The sequence below is a fragment of the Lutimaribacter saemankumensis genome, from assembly GCF_900100005.1.
In the GTDB taxonomy this organism is placed as follows: domain Bacteria; phylum Pseudomonadota; class Alphaproteobacteria; order Rhodobacterales; family Rhodobacteraceae; genus Lutimaribacter; species Lutimaribacter saemankumensis.
In genome coordinates this window covers 382,595-398,590 of the sequence record NZ_FNEB01000001.1, presented here as the reverse complement: position 1 = coordinate 398,590, position 15,996 = coordinate 382,595, and the positions used below count along the sequence as shown (strand labels likewise).

Here is a 15,996-nt window from a genome sequence, read left to right as displayed (position 1 = left end):
TAATCGCAAGGATCCGGCCCGACAGTTCCAATGGCTTAACGCCACCACTCACGGAACATGGTCAGACTGTCGCTTTACCTCGCGTCATGGAAGTAGGGGATTCCCTACCTCAGCGAGTTTCACAGTTTTTTCACGGGCTTCAGGGCTCAAGCACGAACATCTGGTTCTGGAATGCAGCCTTGAGAACGGCTTGGGCCGTGGTTTCGACATTCAGCGCTTCGCGCGCCAGTCGCAGGTGTTTTTCAACCGTGGCAGGAGTCAGCCCCAGAAGCGTGGCGATATCCTGGGTCGTCTTGCCGTCGCCGACCCACTCCAGCACCTCGCGCTGGCGCTTGGTCAGGCCACGTGCGGCGCCGTAGTAGGGCAGGGTCATGATCTTGAGATGCACGATGTTGTTCATGACCGTTATGTCGGTGCCGTGCTCTTCCCAGATGGCGTCCACATCGTCCTGGACCATGTCGGGACGTGCGGTCAGAGCGATGGCGCCCTTGGACCGGGGTGAGATGGACCGGAAACTGATCGAGTATCCGGCATGCACCTTGTGCGAGAGGTTGAAGATGACGACATCGCGCTCTTCGGGGGTCAGGCTGTTCTTGGCGATGCGTTCAGCCATCGCACGCCAACTACAGCTTCCTTCGTTCTCGAGCGCCCATTTCGTCATCGGTGCGTGCTTGTAAAGTCCGCCGCCAATGAACCCTTCGGTGTAGCTGTCGGGATGGTTGGTCAGGATCACGAAGTCATCCGGATCGCCCAGCGAACTGCCAAAGCGATAGCGCGTGAAGCCGTAAAGAAGTCTGTCGAAGCCATAGCTTGCCATGCGGTTGGTGTGCAGGCTCCACAGCTCTTCGATGGACGTGGCCGTTGTAAGGGCATCAAGATAGCGGCTGCTGATCATGAAAGTTCCGCTTGTTGAACAAGTTACGGGGCAGGAAAACTGTCGGAAGAGATTAATACCGATGCCGATGGTTTGTCGAGCAACGCGGTCAGAGGCTCATTCGGTGTGATCTAATATTTACATAATACTGATTATGCGACTAATGGATTGAGGTTTAGCCGGGCTGAATGCTCGCGCCTATCGCGTCCGGCTCTGCTCCTTTTTCGATGATATCCCAGATACTTGCAGCCAGTTCTGCACCAAGCAGACTGTCGGCCTTGGCGCGCAGGCGTTCCTCGCGCGCGGTCAGGCTTATTGGTGCGTCCAGATCGTGTTCCGCCTCTACCTCGGCGTCCGTCAATGAAATGCGAACGCGCGCCTGTGTTTCGCTCAGGCTGTCATCCGAAACTACTTCGACCTTGCGGCGCAGCGCGCGCAATGCGTCGCCGGCGCAAACTTCGGCCGAATAGCTATCCAGGCGCGCGGTGTCGTGGCCGAGGATCTGCATCGGCAGCACGGTTGCATAGCTGAACTTGGCGCCCAGTCCGGTATCGGGTGCAGGCTGGTTGCACACGCTCATCCAGCGCGGATGCGTGTGCACGGTGATCCGTACGATCTGTTCCGGTGTCAGAGGCAACAGGCTGTGCTGGGCTTCCAACGCAGCATGAAGGCCGTGGCAGCAGGCATGAAACTTGTGGCTGACGTTATTGAAAAGCCATTCCTTGCCAATGCCTTGCGTGGCAGCCTTAACGCTTTCGCCGGCATGTGTCGGGCCAAACCCCTGCGCAGACTCAAGCGCCTCGGGGTTTGCCACGAACCCACGCGCCACCAACTGTGCGGCTTCGACGCCATTGGCGGCGGCCAGTCCGGCGTTATAGGGCTTTCCCATTGTGCCGAACTGCGACTTCAGGCCGCTTGCGCGGGTGGCCAGCAAGCCCAGGACCATGGCCATGTCCCCTGCCCCCAGACCCATCAGGCGCGCCGCGGCCAGGCCTGCGCCAAAGGCGCCTGCGGTCGCGGTCTGGTGAAAGCCTGTCTGGTAATGATTGCGGCCCAGCCAGACGCCGACGCGGATCGACGCTTCGATCCCTATGAGCGCGGCGTGGCGGAACGCCTCGCCGCTGGCGCCCAGATTTTGGGCAACGGCCAGTGCCGCAGGAAGGACAGCGACTGATGGATGGCCGATATGTGCGAAATGCGTATCGTCATAGTCCAGCGCGTGGCTGGTCGTGCCATTGCTCAGCGCCGCGGCGCGGGCAGGCAATTTGCGCCCCGTGCCGAAGACGGCGGCCTGTTCGGCGCCGCCCTCGGAAAGCACCATGTCACGGGTTATGCGGGAAACCGGTTCGTCAGCGCCTGCGCGCCCCACCGCGATCCAGTCGAGCAGCGACAGTTGCAACATGCGGGCCGCATCGTATGGTACGTCTTCGACTTTCGTATTTGCTGCAAAATCAGCGAGTTCCGATGTGATGTTCATGTTTTATCTGCCCCGTGCAGGGTTTGTGCACGCGCTTCGAACGCGCGCACGATCCGCTGCATTGCCTCGTAAAAGAACATGCTCGCCGCGCCTTGCAGCAGCTTGTTGCGAAATTCGAAATCGACGAAGAAAGACACATCAACGCCGCCTTCCACGTCTTTGAATTCCCAATTGGATTTCATGTATTTGAAAGGCCCGTCAAGATATTCTGTGTCGATCTTTTTCTGGTCCGGCCACAGAACGACACGGCTGCCGAAACGTTCACGGAACACCTTGAACGAGATCACCAGGTCCGCCTCCATCACCTCGCTGCCGTCAGGCCGGGGCGTGACGCTTCGTACGCGCGCCGCGGCACACCAGGGCAGGAATTGGGGATAGGCCGCCACATCGGCGACAAGGTCGTACATCTGCTGCGCGGTGTAAGGCAGCGTGCGTGTCTCGGCGTGGGTGGGCATGGTGCCTCTTTTTGTCGTGACAGTGGGGCCTCATTTCGTATTCTGCGCCACAAAAAGCAAGGGGGACAGATGCCTACGCGTCCTTATGTCATCGACGAAATGATCTCGGCCAAGCAGATCGCGGCGCGGATCGAAGAGCTTTCGCGCGAGATCGCGCATGAGTTTTCGGATACCGACAAGCTGGTGGTTGTCGGTCTGTTGCGCGGGTCGTTCGTCTTCATCGCGGATCTCGTGCGGGAACTTGACCTTGCCGTCGAGGTCGATTTTCTCGAGGCGTCCAGCTATGGGAACGCGATGGAGTCGAGCCGCGAGGTCAAGATCCTCAAGGATCTGCGCGGCGCGATCGAGGGGCGCGATGTGCTGGTGGTCGAGGATATCGTTGATACCGGGCACACGCTGTTTCACGTCATCGGCCTGCTCAAGGCGCGCAAGCCGCGCAAGCTGCGCACCATTGCGCTGCTCGACAAACCTTCGCGCCGCGAGGCGCCGATCAAGGCGGACTGGACCGGGTTCGAAATCCCCGACGAATTCGTCGTGGGTTACGGTATCGACTTTGCGCAACGCAACCGCAACCTGCCCTTTATCGGCAAGGTGCGCTTTACCGACGACGGTTAGAACCTCGCAGCAAGGCGGGCACCCTCTGTGCGTTCCTGCGCCGTCAAGCCCTCGGCCAAGGCGCCACAGCGCGTTTCATAAGGTTCCCGCAAGTTCGGCGCCGCGTTGCGGCTGCCCCAAAGGCAATAGGCATAGGCCAGGGCCGGATCGGTCCAGTAACCGTCGGTTTGCTGCATGAACAGCGCCAGGTTTACCGCTGCGCTGGCCTCGCCCAGGTTCACCGCCTCCTGGTAAAGCGTGAAGGCGGCGGCCGGGTCGGGCGGGCCGCCCTGCCCCAGTTCGTACATCACCGCCAGTTGCGCCATGGCCGGGCCGTGACCCATCTGCGCGCCTCGGCCATAGGCCGCGCGCGCCTTTGCCAGATCCTGCGCCACGCCTTCGCCGCGTGCGTAAAGATCGCCCAGGGCCATCGCCGCTTGCGGTTCGCCCAGCTCAAGCGCGGTGATCAGCAGTGCTGCTCCCGCCGCGGGGTTGGCCGGGGCACCGATACCCTCCAGCAACATCCGCGCGCGGGTCAGAAAGGCGCGTGGCTCGCCTTGCGCCATCGCGCGTTCCAGCCAGGTCACGGCTGCCACGGGATCGGCAGGCATCCCCGTGCGGCCATCCAGCGCCATCAGCGCCAGCGCAAGCTGTGCGGTGGCGTTGTCCTGCTCGGCTGCCCGCGTAAACCAGTCGCGCGCAAGCCTTGGGCTGATATCCTTGCCCTGCCCCGTGTCATAAGCGGTGCCCAGCAGAACCTGCGCCTCGGGGTCGCCGGCGCGGGCCGCGGGTTCGATCACCTTCAGCGCTTCGGCATGGTTCCCGCGGGCATACGCATCGGCCGCGCGGGCAATGGCGTCTTCCTCGGACAGGACGGGTGTGGCGGTTAACAGGATCAGGACGGTAAACAGGGCACGCATGGTTGATCTCGCCTTGGCTCGGGGCGAGACTACAGCAATCGACCGCCCCGGCAAGAAGGAGCCCGTGTGCCGATGATGATCCGTTTGCTGCGCATGGCCCGATGGGTGCGTCACCCGCCCAGCAAGGCGCGTGTCAGGCTGGTTTTCTGGGTTCTTGCGGTGTGTCTTGCGCTGGCCGCAACGGAACGCTTTGTGGGCTGGCCTGAGGCGCTGACGCCAAGCAAGCCCTGGGGGCTGCGGAACTAGCCCCCCGACAGGGCCGTGTCGTGTGCCTGGATGCGCCGGACAAGACGGCTGGCGACCATCCGTATACGCGGGCTGTCGGCAAGGTCGGCATGGGACGCGACCCACAGGGGAACGGTCATCCCGGGAAAACGACCGTCGAGACGGGTCAGACGGGGATCGGCATCACCCAGAATGCAGGGCAGGATCGCGTGTCCGACCCCTTCGCCCGCCATGTCCCGCAAGGTGACAAAGCTGTTTGCCGAGGCAGCGGTTTCGTCATGTGCGACATGCGCGGCCATCCATTCTGCTGGCACGGCACGGGACAAATGCCCCGACAATCCCAGCCAGAGATCCGGCGCATCGGGCGTGGCATATTCTGCAAACGCCATGTGCGCGGCGATGCTGCCGGTCATGTCATCGCTCAGGCGTACGGAAGGACGAACGGCGATGTCGGCCTGCATCCGGGCAAAGTCGTCATGGGCATTGCTGTTGCGTATTTCGAGTCTCAAACCCTCGGACTTGGCCATGATGCGCGCGGCGACCTGTGGCAGGATCGTGGTGCACAGCGTGTCGGTGGCGGAAATCCGCACGGTGCCCAGGAACGGTGTGCGGCTGCCCGCCATCAGCCGGGCGACGTTCTCCATCGCGCTTGCCGCGTCGCGCGCGGCGTCGATGACGCGCGCCCTGTCGGCCAGCACGGCGTAACCTTGTGGCGTCCGGTCGAAAACCGGCCCGCCATGGGCGGCTTCGAACGCATGGACATGGCGCAGGACGGTTGCGTGATTGACGCCCAACTGCCGTGCAGCGGCTGACAGAGATCCGGTTTCGGCCACCGCCAGGACGTAGCGCAGATCATCCCAGTTCGCGTTGTGCAAGAATCGACACCCCTTTTGCAGTATTGTCATATTCTTTTGAAAATCCTCACAGGTATACTAGTTTTGAGAAACAACCTAACGGGGAGAATGACGATGAATAAGGGTTTTGCATTTCTTGCCGGCGGACTTGTCGCCCTGGCGATGGCAGGCACGGCAATCGGCGGTTCGCATGAGGACAAGGCCGCCGGGGCAGCGCAAAGCGCGCGCGAGGCGCAGATGGGCCTTTATGCGTTCAACCTCGGGCTACTGGGTGACATGGCGAAGGGCACGGTTCCCTATGATGCCGCCGCCGCACAGGCTGCGGCCAGCAATCTGGCCGCGTTGACGGCGCTCGATCAGTCGCGGCTCTGGCCGGAAGGATCGGACGAGATGAGCATCGAGACCCGCGCCAAGGCCGAAATCTGGGACAACATGGATGATTTCATGACCAAGGGTGACGACCTGATGAAGGCGGCCGCCGCCATGGCAGACGTCGCGGGCAACGGGCTCGAGGCCGTCCAGGGTCAGATCGGTGCCGTTGGTGGTGCGTGCGGCGCCTGCCACAAGGCCTATCGCGCCCCTGAAAACTGATCCGCGTCATGCGCTTTCTGCGCTGGATTATTCTGCTTGGTGTTCTTGGTGCGCTTGCCGCTTGGATGGTGAGCGCGCCACGCCCCCTGCCTGATGATGCGCTCGCCGGTTTGACGGGCGATGCCGCGCGCGGCAAGGCGGTGTTCGACGCCGGGGGCTGTGCATCCTGCCACGCGGCCGAAGGCGCCGAAGGGTCGGCCCGGCTGGTTCTGTCGGGCGGCCGGGCGTTCGCGTCGCCCTTTGGCACATTCCACGCGCCCAATATCTCGTCCGACCCACAGGCCGGCATCGGGGGATGGAGCGCGCGGGATCTGGCCAACGCGATGATGCGTGGGGTTTCACCCGAAGGCGCGCACTACTATCCCGCATTCCCCTACACGTCCTACACCCGCGCCACGACGCAGGATGTGGTGGACCTGCATGCCTATCTGGCCACCCTGCCCGCCGATGCGACACCCAACCGGCTGCATGACCTGGGCTTTCCGTTCAATATCCGGCGCACGCTGGGCTTTTGGAAATGGCTTTACCTGGACGATTCCTGGATCGTCGACGGGGATCTGACCGCGCAGGAAGAGCGCGGCCGCTACCTGGCCGAGGCTTTGGGACATTGTGGCGAGTGCCATACGCCGCGCGGGCCGCTGGGCGGGCTCGACACTGCGAATTGGCTGGCCGGCGCCCCCAACCCGTCCGGGCGCGGCACGATTCCGAATATCACGCCCGGTGGGTTGGACTGGTCGGCCGTCGATATCGCCGCCTATCTGGAAACGGGGTTCACGCCCGAATACGACAGCGCGGGCGGGCATATGGCCGAGGTTGTCCAGAACTTTGCCCAGTTGACGGATGCGGACCGGCAGGCCGTGGCTGCGTATCTTAAAAGGGTTGCCGCGCGCCCCTGATCACGCGGCCAATCCCGCCACCGCGCCACGGCTGTCTGTCAATGGCCGCCGCGTCGCCAACAGGCGCCGGGCCTCGTCGGGTTTGCCTTGCCGGATCAGCGCGTGCAACAGGGTGTAGTCCAGCAGGTCACGCTGCGCCCGGCTGCCGCCCAGCCGTTCATGCTGTGCCATGACCGGAAGCAACGCCGCCTCGGCCCCGGACCAATCCTGCCGGGCGATGGCGCGGAACGCGGTGGCGCAGGGTGCGACCTGATCCGCCGCCGGCCCCCTGGCGTTTTCCAGGATACGCATCAGCGGTTCGTCCTGCCCGGCCATCGCATGGGCAAGCGCCGCATGGATATCGGCAAACCCCAGCGCCGGTTCGGGAAAGGCGCGCGCGGCATAGTCCGACAGCCGCGCCCAACGATCCGGCGCCACCGCCTGCCCCGCCAGTTCGGCCCGCCAATAGAGCGAGGCGAGATCGGTCAGGATGTTCAGCGGCGGGCTTTGCGAAGCGTCGGGCGACAGGTCGTGATCGGCGATCTGCCACATGCGGTCGATATCCCCGACGGCCAGCGACCAAAGCGCCACATGCCAGGAATTGTGACAATGCATCATGCCCGCGCGGTCGTACCCCGCCAGCCAGTCCGACAGGTAATCACGGCCCGCGGCGGTCTGGCCGGTTTCATAGAACAGATGCGCGCGGATATGCGCCCCATGCGCCGAACGCGGCCGCTGCGCCAATGCCGCATCTATTGCGCGTTCAGCCGGGGCCAGTTGGCCCGCCTCCATCTGCGCAAATGCGAGTTGGGCCAGAAACCAGCCGTCCTGCCCGTAGGCGGGCGCCAGCATTTCCGCCAGCGCCAGATGCTCGGCCTCGCGGCCGGGTTGACCGGAAAACCCGATCAGGGAAAAAACGCCAAGGCAGGTCTGCGCGACAAGCGCGTCGCGCGGATACTCCAGCAGGTGCGCACGGACAGCGGCATAGCCTTCGCGCGGGCGGCCATTGATGAGATGGTCGAAAATGTCGATCTGCGCCCGTGCCTGACCCGACAGATCGCGGCCGTTCCCGACCGCCTGCGCCATTAGCGCCCGCGCGTCGGTCATTCGCGCGAAAACCTGCGCGTTGCGGGCCTTGAGCATATAGGCCTGTGCGAAGTCCGGGTCTGCCGAAATCGCGCGGTCCAGCGCTTCGTCCACGCCGGGCAGCGCGTCGAGATAGGCCACCAATGCCTCGCAATAGGCGTCACGCGCGGTGGCGCTGGCAGTATGCAGCGGGTTTCCGTAAGGATCGGTTGGCATCGGCGAAGCTCCGGCAAGGCGTGCCGCAGCTTAGCCCAACACCAGTGATCGGCCTATACCTGGCCCAGTTTCTTCAGACGGTTTTCCCGCAGCCGGGCGAAATCGTCGCCCGCATGGTAGGACGAGCGCGTCAGCGGTGTGGCCGAAACCATCAGGAACCCCTTGCCATAGGCCGCTTTTTCGTAGGCCGCGAATTCCTCGGGCGTGACGAAACGGTCAACGGCGTGGTGTTTCGGCGTGGGCTGCAGGTACTGGCCGATGGTCAGGAAATCGATATCGGCGGCGCGCATGTCGTCCATCACCTGGTGGACGGCCTGCTTGTCCTCGCCCAGGCCCACCATGATGCCCGACTTGGTGAACATCGCCGGGTCCATTTCCTTGACCCGCTGCAACAGACGCAGCGAATGGAAATACCGCGCGCCGGGCCGGACCTCGGGGTAGAGGCCGGGCACGGTTTCCAGGTTATGGTTGAACACGTCCGGTTTCGCCGCAACCACGGTTTCCAGCGCGCCGGGCGCGGCCTTGAGGAAATCGGGCGTCAGGATTTCGATCGTGGTGTCGGGCGAGCGGTGGCGGATCGCGCGGATCGTCTGGGCGAAATGTTCGGCCCCGCCATCTTCGAGGTCGTCGCGGTCGACGCTTGTGATGACGACATGGTTCAAACCCAGCTTCTGCACGGCGTCGGCCACGCGGCCCGGTTCGAACACGTCCAGAGACTCCGGCCGCCCCGTCGCGATGTTGCAGAAGGTGCATCCACGCGTGCAGATGTCGCCCATGATCATCATCGTGGCGTGGCCCTGGCTCCAGCATTCGCCGGCATTGGGGCATCCGGCCTCTTCGCAGACGGTGACCAGCTTGTGCTCGCGCATGATCTGGTGCGTTTTGCGGTACCCGTCCGAGGTCGGCGCCTTGACCCGAATCCAGTCGGGCTTGCGGGGTTGGGCGTTGTCCGGGCGGTGTGCCTTTTCAGGGTGGCGTTGTTCTGGGATTTTCAGGTCGCGCAATGGATCGGTCCTGTGATTGGCGTGTTGGCGCGACTATAGGTGTTCCGCGCGGCTATGGCCAGAGATCGCCGATGCGGTGAAACGCAGGATTTTCCCCGCGAATTTCCCATGATGCCATGCCAATCTTCGGTTGTGGCAGGGTGGGTGCGTTACGAGGAACGCTTCGGGTTCGTGCGATAATCAGTTCCCTGCCCGTGGCCTGTTTCCGTTGCGCCGCGCGCAGGGCCGTCTATGGTTCCGCCAATTCAGGCAGCCGGAGACCCGGATGGATTGGCAAGCACACCGCCGCGACGCGCATCAGCTGGGGCGCACCCAGGAATTTCTCAAGCAGATCGTATATGGCGGCAATGACGGAATCGTGACCACTTTCGCCATCGTTGCGGGGTTTGCGGGGGCCGCAGCGGACGGCGTGGCGCAGATCGGCGGATTGGCGGTTTTGGTCTTCGGGCTGGCGAATCTCTTTGCCGACGGTGTCAGCATGGGCCTGGGCGAATTTCTGTCGGCGCGAAGCCAGGCCGATCTGTACCGCGCACGCCGCGCCAACGAACTGCGCGGGATAAAATCCGATCCTGAACAGGAACGCCTGGAGATGGTCGACATCCTGCGGCAGCGCGGGCTCGATCCCGACGAGGCGGAAACGACGTCCCGCGTTCTGGCCCGTCACCCGGAATTCATGGCCGACATGATGATGACCTACGAATTCGGCATGTCGAATCCTGACGTGGAAAACCCCGTGATCAACGGGATGTTCACCTTTGGCAGTTTCCTGGTGTTCGGGGGCATTCCGCTTGTGCCCTATTTCCTGTTCGACGCCACGCAGAGTACCTTCGTGCTGTCGGTGTTGGCCACGCTCAGCGCATTGACGGCGCTTGGCTTGCTACGCTGGAACGCAACCGGGGAACGGCTTGCCCGCTGCGTGGGCGAAACGGTGATCGTCGGCACCGTCTGTGCACTCGTCGCCTTTGTGGTCGGTTGGATCGTCGGTGGCTGACAGATGCGCAGATCGCGATAGAGTGACTGCATGAGCGCACCTGTTTCCTCGATCCGCAACCTTGGCCCCGCCTTCGAGGCGCAATGCGCCCGTGCGGGTATCCATTCCGCCGAAGAGCTGCGCGCCCTTGGCCCGGACGAGGCCTATGGCCGGATGCTGGCGGCAGGTGTACGGCCGCATTTCATCGGCTATTATGTGCTGGTCATGGCGCTGCAGGGCCGCCCCTGGAACGATTGCAAGGGCGACGAGAAAAAGGCCCTGCGCGCACGGTTCGATGCCCTGAAGGCCAGCCGGCACGACAAGGGCCGCGCCCGGCTGGACGCGGCCCTTGCGGAAATCGGGGTGATCGAACGGCGGCGTTAGCCGACCAGTTCCAGACCCGAGAAGAAGTAGGCGATTTCGACCTTGGCAGTGTCTTCGCCGTCCGAACCGTGGACCGAGTTTTCACCGATCGACAGCGCGAATTCCTTGCGGATGGTGCCTTCGGCGGCTTCTTCGGGGTTGGTGGCGCCCATCACTTCGCGGTTTTTCGCGATGGCGTCTTCGCCTTCCAGAACCTGCACGACGATCGGGCCGGAGGCCATGAATTCGCACAGTTCGTCATAGAAGGGGCGTTCCTTGTGCACTTCGTAGAACACGCCGGCCTGTGCCTTGGTCAGATGAATGCGCTTTTGCGCGATGATACGCAGGCCGGCGGCCTCGATCTTGGCGTTGATCGCGCCGGTCAGGTTGCGCTTGGTGGCGTCGGGCTTGATGATGCTAAACGTGCGCTGAATGGCCATGTCGGTTTTCCGTCCTGTTTTCGTATGCGCGCGGCCCCATGCCGCGGGCTGTATGGATCGAGGCGCGCTCTAGCATGGCTTTGGTGGCTTGAAAAGCCGCGATTGGTCAGGCTGTGCGGGCTTCGAGCCGGTAGGCATATTGCGCCGAGAACAGCGCCAGTGCCGAAACGGCGACCAGAAGCGACAGCAGCGCCAGCGCGCCCCCTGCCCCGCCCACGACGAGCCCCGACACGGCGGTCAGCGCGGCACCGCCCGCAAGTGTCAGCGCACCCGACAGCCCCGATGCGCTGCCGGCCAGATGCGGGGCGACCGACATGACGCTGGCATTCACGCCGGGAATGGTCAGCCCGTTGCCCAGCCCGATGAACAGAACGCAGCCGAACATGAAAAGCGGGTGATTTGCGCCCAGCGAAAACAGCACAACCCCAAGCGCCGGCCCGATCAGAGCAAGCCAACGCCCCGCCAGCACGATCCGCGACAGCGGCACCCGGCCCGACAGGCGCCCCGTCAGGTAGTTGCCCAGCATGAAGCCTGCCGAGATGCTGCCCATGCCCACGCCGACCCAGGCGGGCGACAGGCCGAATTGCGCCTCGGCCACCTGAGGGGCACCGCCCAGAAAGGCGTAAAAGCCGCCCACCGAAAACACCAGGCTGCCACAATGCGCCCAGAACAGCGGCACGCCCAGCAATTCGGGATAGCTGCGGAAATGGCGTGCAAAGCCTGCCCCAAGATGCGGGTTGGTTTCCGGCAGGTCGACCCAGGTCAGCGCGAACATCGCCAGTCCGATCAGAACGAAGGCCGCGAAATTCGCGCGCCAGCCGAACAGCTCATCCAGAACACCGCCCAGCACCGGACCCATGAGCGGGGCCAGCGCCATCGCTGTGCCGATCAGGCCCAGCAGACGCGCGGCCTCGGCCTGGGGCGCGATGTCGCGCACCACGGCGCGGCTGATGACCATTGCGCAGACCACCGCGCTTTGCAGCAGGCGAAAGCCCAGAAACACCCAGATATCCTGCGCCAGGTAGCATCCGACCGATGCGGCCACGAAGATGGCCAGCCCCGCCAAAAGGACCGGCCTGCGCCCGTACAGATCCGACAGCGGCCCCATGATCACCTGCAACACCGCCGACACCGCGAGGTAGCCGCCGATGGAAAGCGACACCAAAGCATAGTCTGCCTCGAACTCGGCCGCGATCCGGCTGAGCGAGGGCAGAAAGAGATTCAACGACAGCACGCTGATCGAAGTCAGCAGAACCAGCGTCAGCAGGCTGGGTTTCTTGGGAAGGGTCATGAGAAATCATGTCTTGTTGCGCGCTTATGGCTACGCCCGCTTGCCGCGCTGTGCAAGGCCGAGACCTCTGGCAGCGGCGCACACCCTCTGTTACAGGGCCATCATGTTGAAGATCTCGGATATCTCCTATTCGGTCGAAGGGCGCCCCCTGTTCGACGGCGCAAGCGCCGTCATCCCCGATGGCCACAAGGTTGGCCTTGTTGGCCGCAATGGGGCTGGTAAGACCACGCTGTTCCGCCTGATACGTGGCGAGCTTGCGCTTGAAGGCGGCGATATCTCGCTGCCATCGGGCGCGCGCGTCGGTGGCGTGGCGCAAGAGGTGCCGGGAAACGAGGTGTCGCTGCTCGATACCGTTCTCGCCGCCGATACCGAACGCGCGGCGCTCATGGCCGAGGCGGACACTGCCACGGACCCCGCCCGCATCGCGGATATCCAAACGCGTCTCGCCGATATCGACGCGTGGTCGGCCGAAGGCCGGGCGAGTTCGATCCTGCGGGGGTTGGGCTTCGACGCCGAGGAACAGCTTATGCCCTGTTCGGCTTTTTCGGGCGGCTGGCGGATGCGCGTCGCGCTGGCGGGGGTGCTGTTCGCACAGCCCGATCTGCTGCTGTTGGACGAGCCGACGAACTATCTCGACCTCGAAGGCGCGCTGTGGCTGGAAAGCTACCTGCACAAATATCCGCACACGGTCATCATCATCAGCCATGACAGGGGCCTTTTGAACCGGGCGGTCGGAGCGATCCTGCATCTCGAAGATCGCAAACTGACCTACTATTCCGGCCCCTACGACCAGTTCGCCCGCCAGCGCGCCGAACAGCGCGCCGTGCAGGCCGCGATGGCGAAAAAGCAAGAGGCCCGCCGCGCCCATCTGCAAAGTTTCGTGGACAGGTTCCGCTACAAGGCGAGCAAGGCCAAGCAGGCGCAGGCGCGTCTGAAGATGATCGAAAAGATGGATTTCATCGCCGCCCCCGAAGAGGCCGCTCGGCGGGTTTTTACCTTTCCCGAACCCGAAGAGCTTTCGCCGCCGATCCTGGCAACCGAGGGCGTCAGCGTGGGCTATGACGGCAAGCCGGTGCTGCGCAATCTGAACCTGCGCATCGACCAGGACGACCGGATCGCGCTGCTTGGCAAGAACGGTCAGGGCAAATCGACGCTCGCCAAGCTGCTGTCGGACCGTCTGACCCCGATGGAGGGCCGGATCACCCGGTCGTCCAAACTGCGCATCGGGTTTTTCGCCCAGCACCAGGTGGACGAGTTGCATCTGGACGAAACGCCGGTCCAGCACCTGCGCCGCGTTCTGCCGGATCAGGCACCGGCGCAACTGCGCGCCAGGCTGGCCGGATTCGGGCTGATGGCCGATCAGGCGGAAACCGAGGTCGGCCGCCTGTCGGGCGGACAAAAGGCGCGGCTGTCGCTGCTGCTGGCGACGCTCGATGCGCCACATCTTCTGATCTTGGACGAACCGACCAACCATCTCGATATCGAAAGCCGCGAGGCGCTGGTCGAGGCGTTGAACACCTATACCGGCGCGGTGATCCTGATCAGTCACGACATGCACCTTCTCAGCCTGGTGGCTGACCGGCTGTGGCTGGTCAAGGACGGGGCGGTCACGCCTTACCAGGACGATCTCGAAAGTTACCGCAAGATGCTCCTGGCGGTCGATACGCCAGCGAAATCGCAGAAGGCCAAGGAAAGCCCCAAGCCCAAACGCGCCAGCCGCGACGAAATCCTGGCCCTGCGCGCCGAACTGCGCAAATGCGAAGAGCGCGTAACCAAGATCGAAGAGATGCGCGAGAAACTGTCGGCCAAGCTGGCAGACCCTTCGCTTTACGAAGACGCCAAGGCCGGCGAGCTTGAGGTCTGGAACCGCAAATACGCCGAGATAATGGACGGGCTTGCGCGCGCCGAAACCCTGTGGGAGGCGGCACAGGAAAAACTGGACGCGGCCGAGACCCAGGGCGCCTGACGCTTGCGCCGGCACCCTGCATCTGCAAAGGCTCACCCATGGATACCGCGTTTTTCATCACCGCCTTTGTCACGCTCTTCGTGATCATCGACCCGATCGGCCTGACGCCGCTTTTCGTGGCGCTGACGCAGGGCATGACCGCACAGGCGCGCCGGGCCATCGGGTTGCGGGCCTGCGTTACGGCGGCGTTCATCCTGTGCCTGTTCGCGGCGTTCGGCGAGGCGGTGCTGGGGTTCGTGGGTATCTCCATGCCCGCGTTCCGCATTGCGGGCGGCGTCTTGCTGTTCCTGACCGCGCTCGACATGTTGTTCGAACGCCGCACCAAGCGCCGCGAGGATCAGGCCGACGAAGAGGACGGTCCCGACCCATCGGTGTTCCCGCTTGCGATTCCGCTGATCGCGGGGCCTGGTGCCATCGCCTCGGTCATCCTGCTGGCGGGTCAATCGCCGGGCTGGCAGGGATTGGTTGCCACGCTGGCCGTGATGGTGGCGGTATTGCTGATCGTGCTGCTGCTGTTCCTCTCGGCGGGATTGCTGGAGCGCGCGCTTGGCAAGACGGGGATCAATGTCGTCACGCGCCTGCTGGGGATGTTGCTGGCCGCGCTGTCGGTCCAGTTCGTTCTGGACGGGCTGCGCGCCTTTGGTTTTGCCAGCTAGGCGCAGGTTGCTGCCCCCTGCCCGCGTGCCTATATCGGAAAGGCGCGCCAAGGGGTCTGACATGAACGACATCGAAATCGGAAACCTGCTGTATCTCGTCGTGCTGGGCACGGCGATCACCTTTTGGTTCGTCGTTCAGAACCGCAACAATCTTGGCCGCACGATGCAGCACGCCGTTGTCTGGGGGCTGCTGTTTCTGGGGGTGATCGCGGCGGTCGGCATGTGGGGCGATATCCGAAACACGGTGATGCCGCGCCAGACCGTTCTCGCCTCGGAAGGCCGGATCGAACTGCCGCGCGCGCCTGACGGGCACTACTACGTCACCGCCGAGGTCAACGGTCAGCCCATCCGCTTCGTCGTTGACACGGGCGCGACCGAAATCGTTCTCAGCCGCGAGGATGCGGAAACCGCCGGTATCGCGATGGACGACCTTATCTTTTCAGGCCGCGCCTACAGCGCCAACGGCCCCGTGGCCACTGCGCCCGTAAGGCTTGACCGGCTGGCGATCGGCGCGATCGAGGACGATGGCGTGCGGGCCTTCGTCAATGACGGGCAGATGGACATTTCCCTTCTCGGGATGAGCTATCTCAACCGCTATGCCCGTATCGAAATCACCGACGGCGCGCTGGTTCTGACACGATAGGGGTTGGCAGGCGGGCGCGGTTTCCGCTCAGCCCTTTTCCGCCTTCTTTTCCCAGCGGCCGGATTCTTCCGACCAGTATTGCGCGGCGCAGCCAGCATCGGTCAGCGTTTTCCACTGGCCACGCGCCACCGAAACGGCACTGTCGTCCTGCCCGTCGAACAGGATGCATACGCGGTCCAGCGACTGCACTTCCTGTGGCGACACATCGGCCCCGTCGACGGCCATCAGGCATGCGGGATCGTTGGGCGCCTCGGCGGCACAGGTCAGAAGAACCGGTTGCAGCGCGTCATGCGCGCCGCCCGACAAACCGTGCGGCAGAAACTGGTCCTCTGTCCCCAGCCACAATTTCTGGTCCAGCCAATCCATCCGCGCGGGATCGTTTCCACGCACCACGACCCGCCACCCGTTGGCCAGAGAGCGCTCCAGCAGCATCTGCAACGCGCGTTCCAGCGGGCTGCGTGTCAGGTGGTAGAAAAATGCCGCCCCCAACGCGCCC

General features: G+C 63.8%; 19 protein-coding genes. 9 read left to right on the top strand and 10 right to left on the bottom strand.

The features are described from left to right. Positions 1-139 precede the first annotated feature (139 nt). The 3 genes from BLT50_RS01955 to BLT50_RS01945 all read right to left on the bottom strand — a co-directional run bounded on the left by BLT50_RS01955 (position 140) and on the right by BLT50_RS01945 (position 2,806). Positions 140-895 (bottom strand): LuxR family transcriptional regulator, encoded by a 756-nt coding sequence (locus BLT50_RS01955; RefSeq protein ID WP_090025954.1) that lies wholly within the window; start codon positions 893-895, stop codon positions 140-142. Positions 896-1,049: 154 nt separating this feature from the next. Next, positions 1,050-2,351, bottom strand: a complete 1,302-nt coding sequence (locus BLT50_RS01950; protein WP_090025952.1) for an MmgE/PrpD family protein — start codon at positions 2,349-2,351, stop codon at positions 1,050-1,052. Beyond that, positions 2,348-2,806: a type II toxin-antitoxin system RatA family toxin gene (locus tag BLT50_RS01945; RefSeq protein WP_090025950.1), complete on the bottom strand. Its 459-nt coding sequence runs from the start codon at positions 2,804-2,806 to the stop codon at positions 2,348-2,350. The genes BLT50_RS01950 and BLT50_RS01945 overlap by 4 nt, the downstream gene beginning before the upstream one ends. 69 nt (positions 2,807-2,875) lie before the next feature. Between BLT50_RS01945 and hpt the strand changes: the two genes are divergently transcribed. Then, a complete protein-coding gene (hpt, locus tag BLT50_RS01940) occupies positions 2,876-3,421 on the top strand; it encodes a hypoxanthine phosphoribosyltransferase (protein WP_090025948.1) in 546 nt (181 codons plus the stop codon). Here the strand turns inward: hpt and BLT50_RS01935 are convergent. Continuing rightward, positions 3,418-4,320: a tetratricopeptide repeat protein gene (locus tag BLT50_RS01935; RefSeq protein WP_090025946.1), complete on the bottom strand. Its 903-nt coding sequence runs from the start codon at positions 4,318-4,320 to the stop codon at positions 3,418-3,420. The two genes, hpt and BLT50_RS01935, sit on opposite strands and share 4 nt — an antisense overlap. A 72-nt stretch (positions 4,321-4,392) precedes the next feature. On the opposite strand from BLT50_RS01935, the gene BLT50_RS19200 reads away from it, so the two are divergent. Next, on the top strand, positions 4,393-4,566 hold the full coding sequence (locus tag BLT50_RS19200; protein ID WP_175491369.1) for a hypothetical protein: 174 nt from the start codon (positions 4,393-4,395) through the stop codon (positions 4,564-4,566). On the opposite strand, the gene BLT50_RS01930 is transcribed toward BLT50_RS19200, so the two are convergent. Further along, positions 4,563-5,420 (bottom strand): LysR family transcriptional regulator, encoded by an 858-nt coding sequence (locus tag BLT50_RS01930; protein WP_175491368.1) that lies wholly within the window; start codon positions 5,418-5,420, stop codon positions 4,563-4,565. The two genes, BLT50_RS19200 and BLT50_RS01930, sit on opposite strands and share 4 nt — an antisense overlap. A 93-nt stretch (positions 5,421-5,513) precedes the next feature. Between BLT50_RS01930 and BLT50_RS01925 the strand changes: the two genes are divergently transcribed. After that, positions 5,514-5,990, top strand: coding sequence for a c-type cytochrome (locus BLT50_RS01925; RefSeq protein WP_175491367.1), 477 nt, complete (start codon positions 5,514-5,516; stop codon positions 5,988-5,990). An 8-nt stretch (positions 5,991-5,998) separates the two neighbouring features. Then, positions 5,999-6,886, top strand: a complete 888-nt coding sequence (locus tag BLT50_RS01920) for a cytochrome c (RefSeq protein ID WP_090025940.1) — start codon at positions 5,999-6,001, stop codon at positions 6,884-6,886. Here the strand turns inward: BLT50_RS01920 and BLT50_RS01915 are convergent, their stop codons facing one another. Both BLT50_RS01915 and lipA read right to left on the bottom strand, forming a co-directional pair. Beyond that, positions 6,887-8,167: a tetratricopeptide repeat protein gene (locus tag BLT50_RS01915; RefSeq protein WP_090025938.1), complete on the bottom strand. Its 1,281-nt coding sequence runs from the start codon at positions 8,165-8,167 to the stop codon at positions 6,887-6,889. It abuts the gene before it with no gap. A 53-nt stretch (positions 8,168-8,220) separates the two neighbouring features. Next, on the bottom strand, positions 8,221-9,171 hold the full coding sequence (gene lipA, locus BLT50_RS01910; protein ID WP_090025935.1) for a lipoyl synthase: 951 nt from the start codon (positions 9,169-9,171) through the stop codon (positions 8,221-8,223). 265 nt (positions 9,172-9,436) lie between these two features. On the opposite strand from lipA, the gene BLT50_RS01905 reads away from it, so the two are divergent. Further along, the gene (locus tag BLT50_RS01905) at positions 9,437-10,162 is read left to right on the top strand and encodes a VIT1/CCC1 transporter family protein (protein WP_090025933.1); all 726 of its coding nucleotides are present in this window, start codon (positions 9,437-9,439) and stop codon (positions 10,160-10,162) included. A 30-nt stretch (positions 10,163-10,192) separates the two neighbouring features. Further along, the gene (locus tag BLT50_RS01900) at positions 10,193-10,525 is read left to right on the top strand and encodes a TfoX/Sxy family DNA transformation protein (RefSeq protein WP_090025931.1); all 333 of its coding nucleotides are present in this window, start codon (positions 10,193-10,195) and stop codon (positions 10,523-10,525) included. Here BLT50_RS01900 and ndk read toward each other — a convergent pair. Together ndk and BLT50_RS01890 are read right to left on the bottom strand one after the other, a co-directional pair. After that, a complete protein-coding gene (gene ndk, locus BLT50_RS01895; protein ID WP_090025929.1) occupies positions 10,522-10,944 on the bottom strand; it encodes a nucleoside-diphosphate kinase in 423 nt (140 codons plus the stop codon). The two genes, BLT50_RS01900 and ndk, sit on opposite strands and share 4 nt — an antisense overlap. Positions 10,945-11,050: 106 nt before the next feature. Beyond that, on the bottom strand, positions 11,051-12,235 hold the full coding sequence (locus BLT50_RS01890) for a multidrug effflux MFS transporter (RefSeq protein WP_090025927.1): 1,185 nt from the start codon (positions 12,233-12,235) through the stop codon (positions 11,051-11,053). Between the two features lie 103 nt (positions 12,236-12,338). Here BLT50_RS01890 and BLT50_RS01885 point away from each other — a divergent pair, with 103 nt between their 5' ends. From BLT50_RS01885 to BLT50_RS01875, 3 genes are all read left to right on the top strand, one after another. Then, a complete protein-coding gene (locus BLT50_RS01885) occupies positions 12,339-14,201 on the top strand; it encodes an ABC-F family ATP-binding cassette domain-containing protein (protein WP_090025925.1) in 1,863 nt (620 codons plus the stop codon). Between the two features lie 38 nt (positions 14,202-14,239). After that, a complete protein-coding gene (locus BLT50_RS01880) occupies positions 14,240-14,857 on the top strand; it encodes a MarC family protein (protein ID WP_090025923.1) in 618 nt (205 codons plus the stop codon). 61 nt (positions 14,858-14,918) lie between these two features. Continuing rightward, complete coding sequence (locus tag BLT50_RS01875; RefSeq protein WP_090025921.1) at positions 14,919-15,500, top strand: retropepsin-like aspartic protease family protein; 582 nt, start codon at positions 14,919-14,921, stop codon at positions 15,498-15,500. A gap of 27 nt (positions 15,501-15,527) precedes the next feature. Here the strand turns inward: BLT50_RS01875 and BLT50_RS01870 are convergent, their stop codons facing one another. Then, entirely contained in the window at positions 15,528-15,989 is a 462-nt protein-coding gene (locus BLT50_RS01870) for a DNA polymerase III subunit chi (protein ID WP_090025919.1), read from the bottom strand. Between the last annotated feature and the right edge of the window lie 7 nt (positions 15,990-15,996).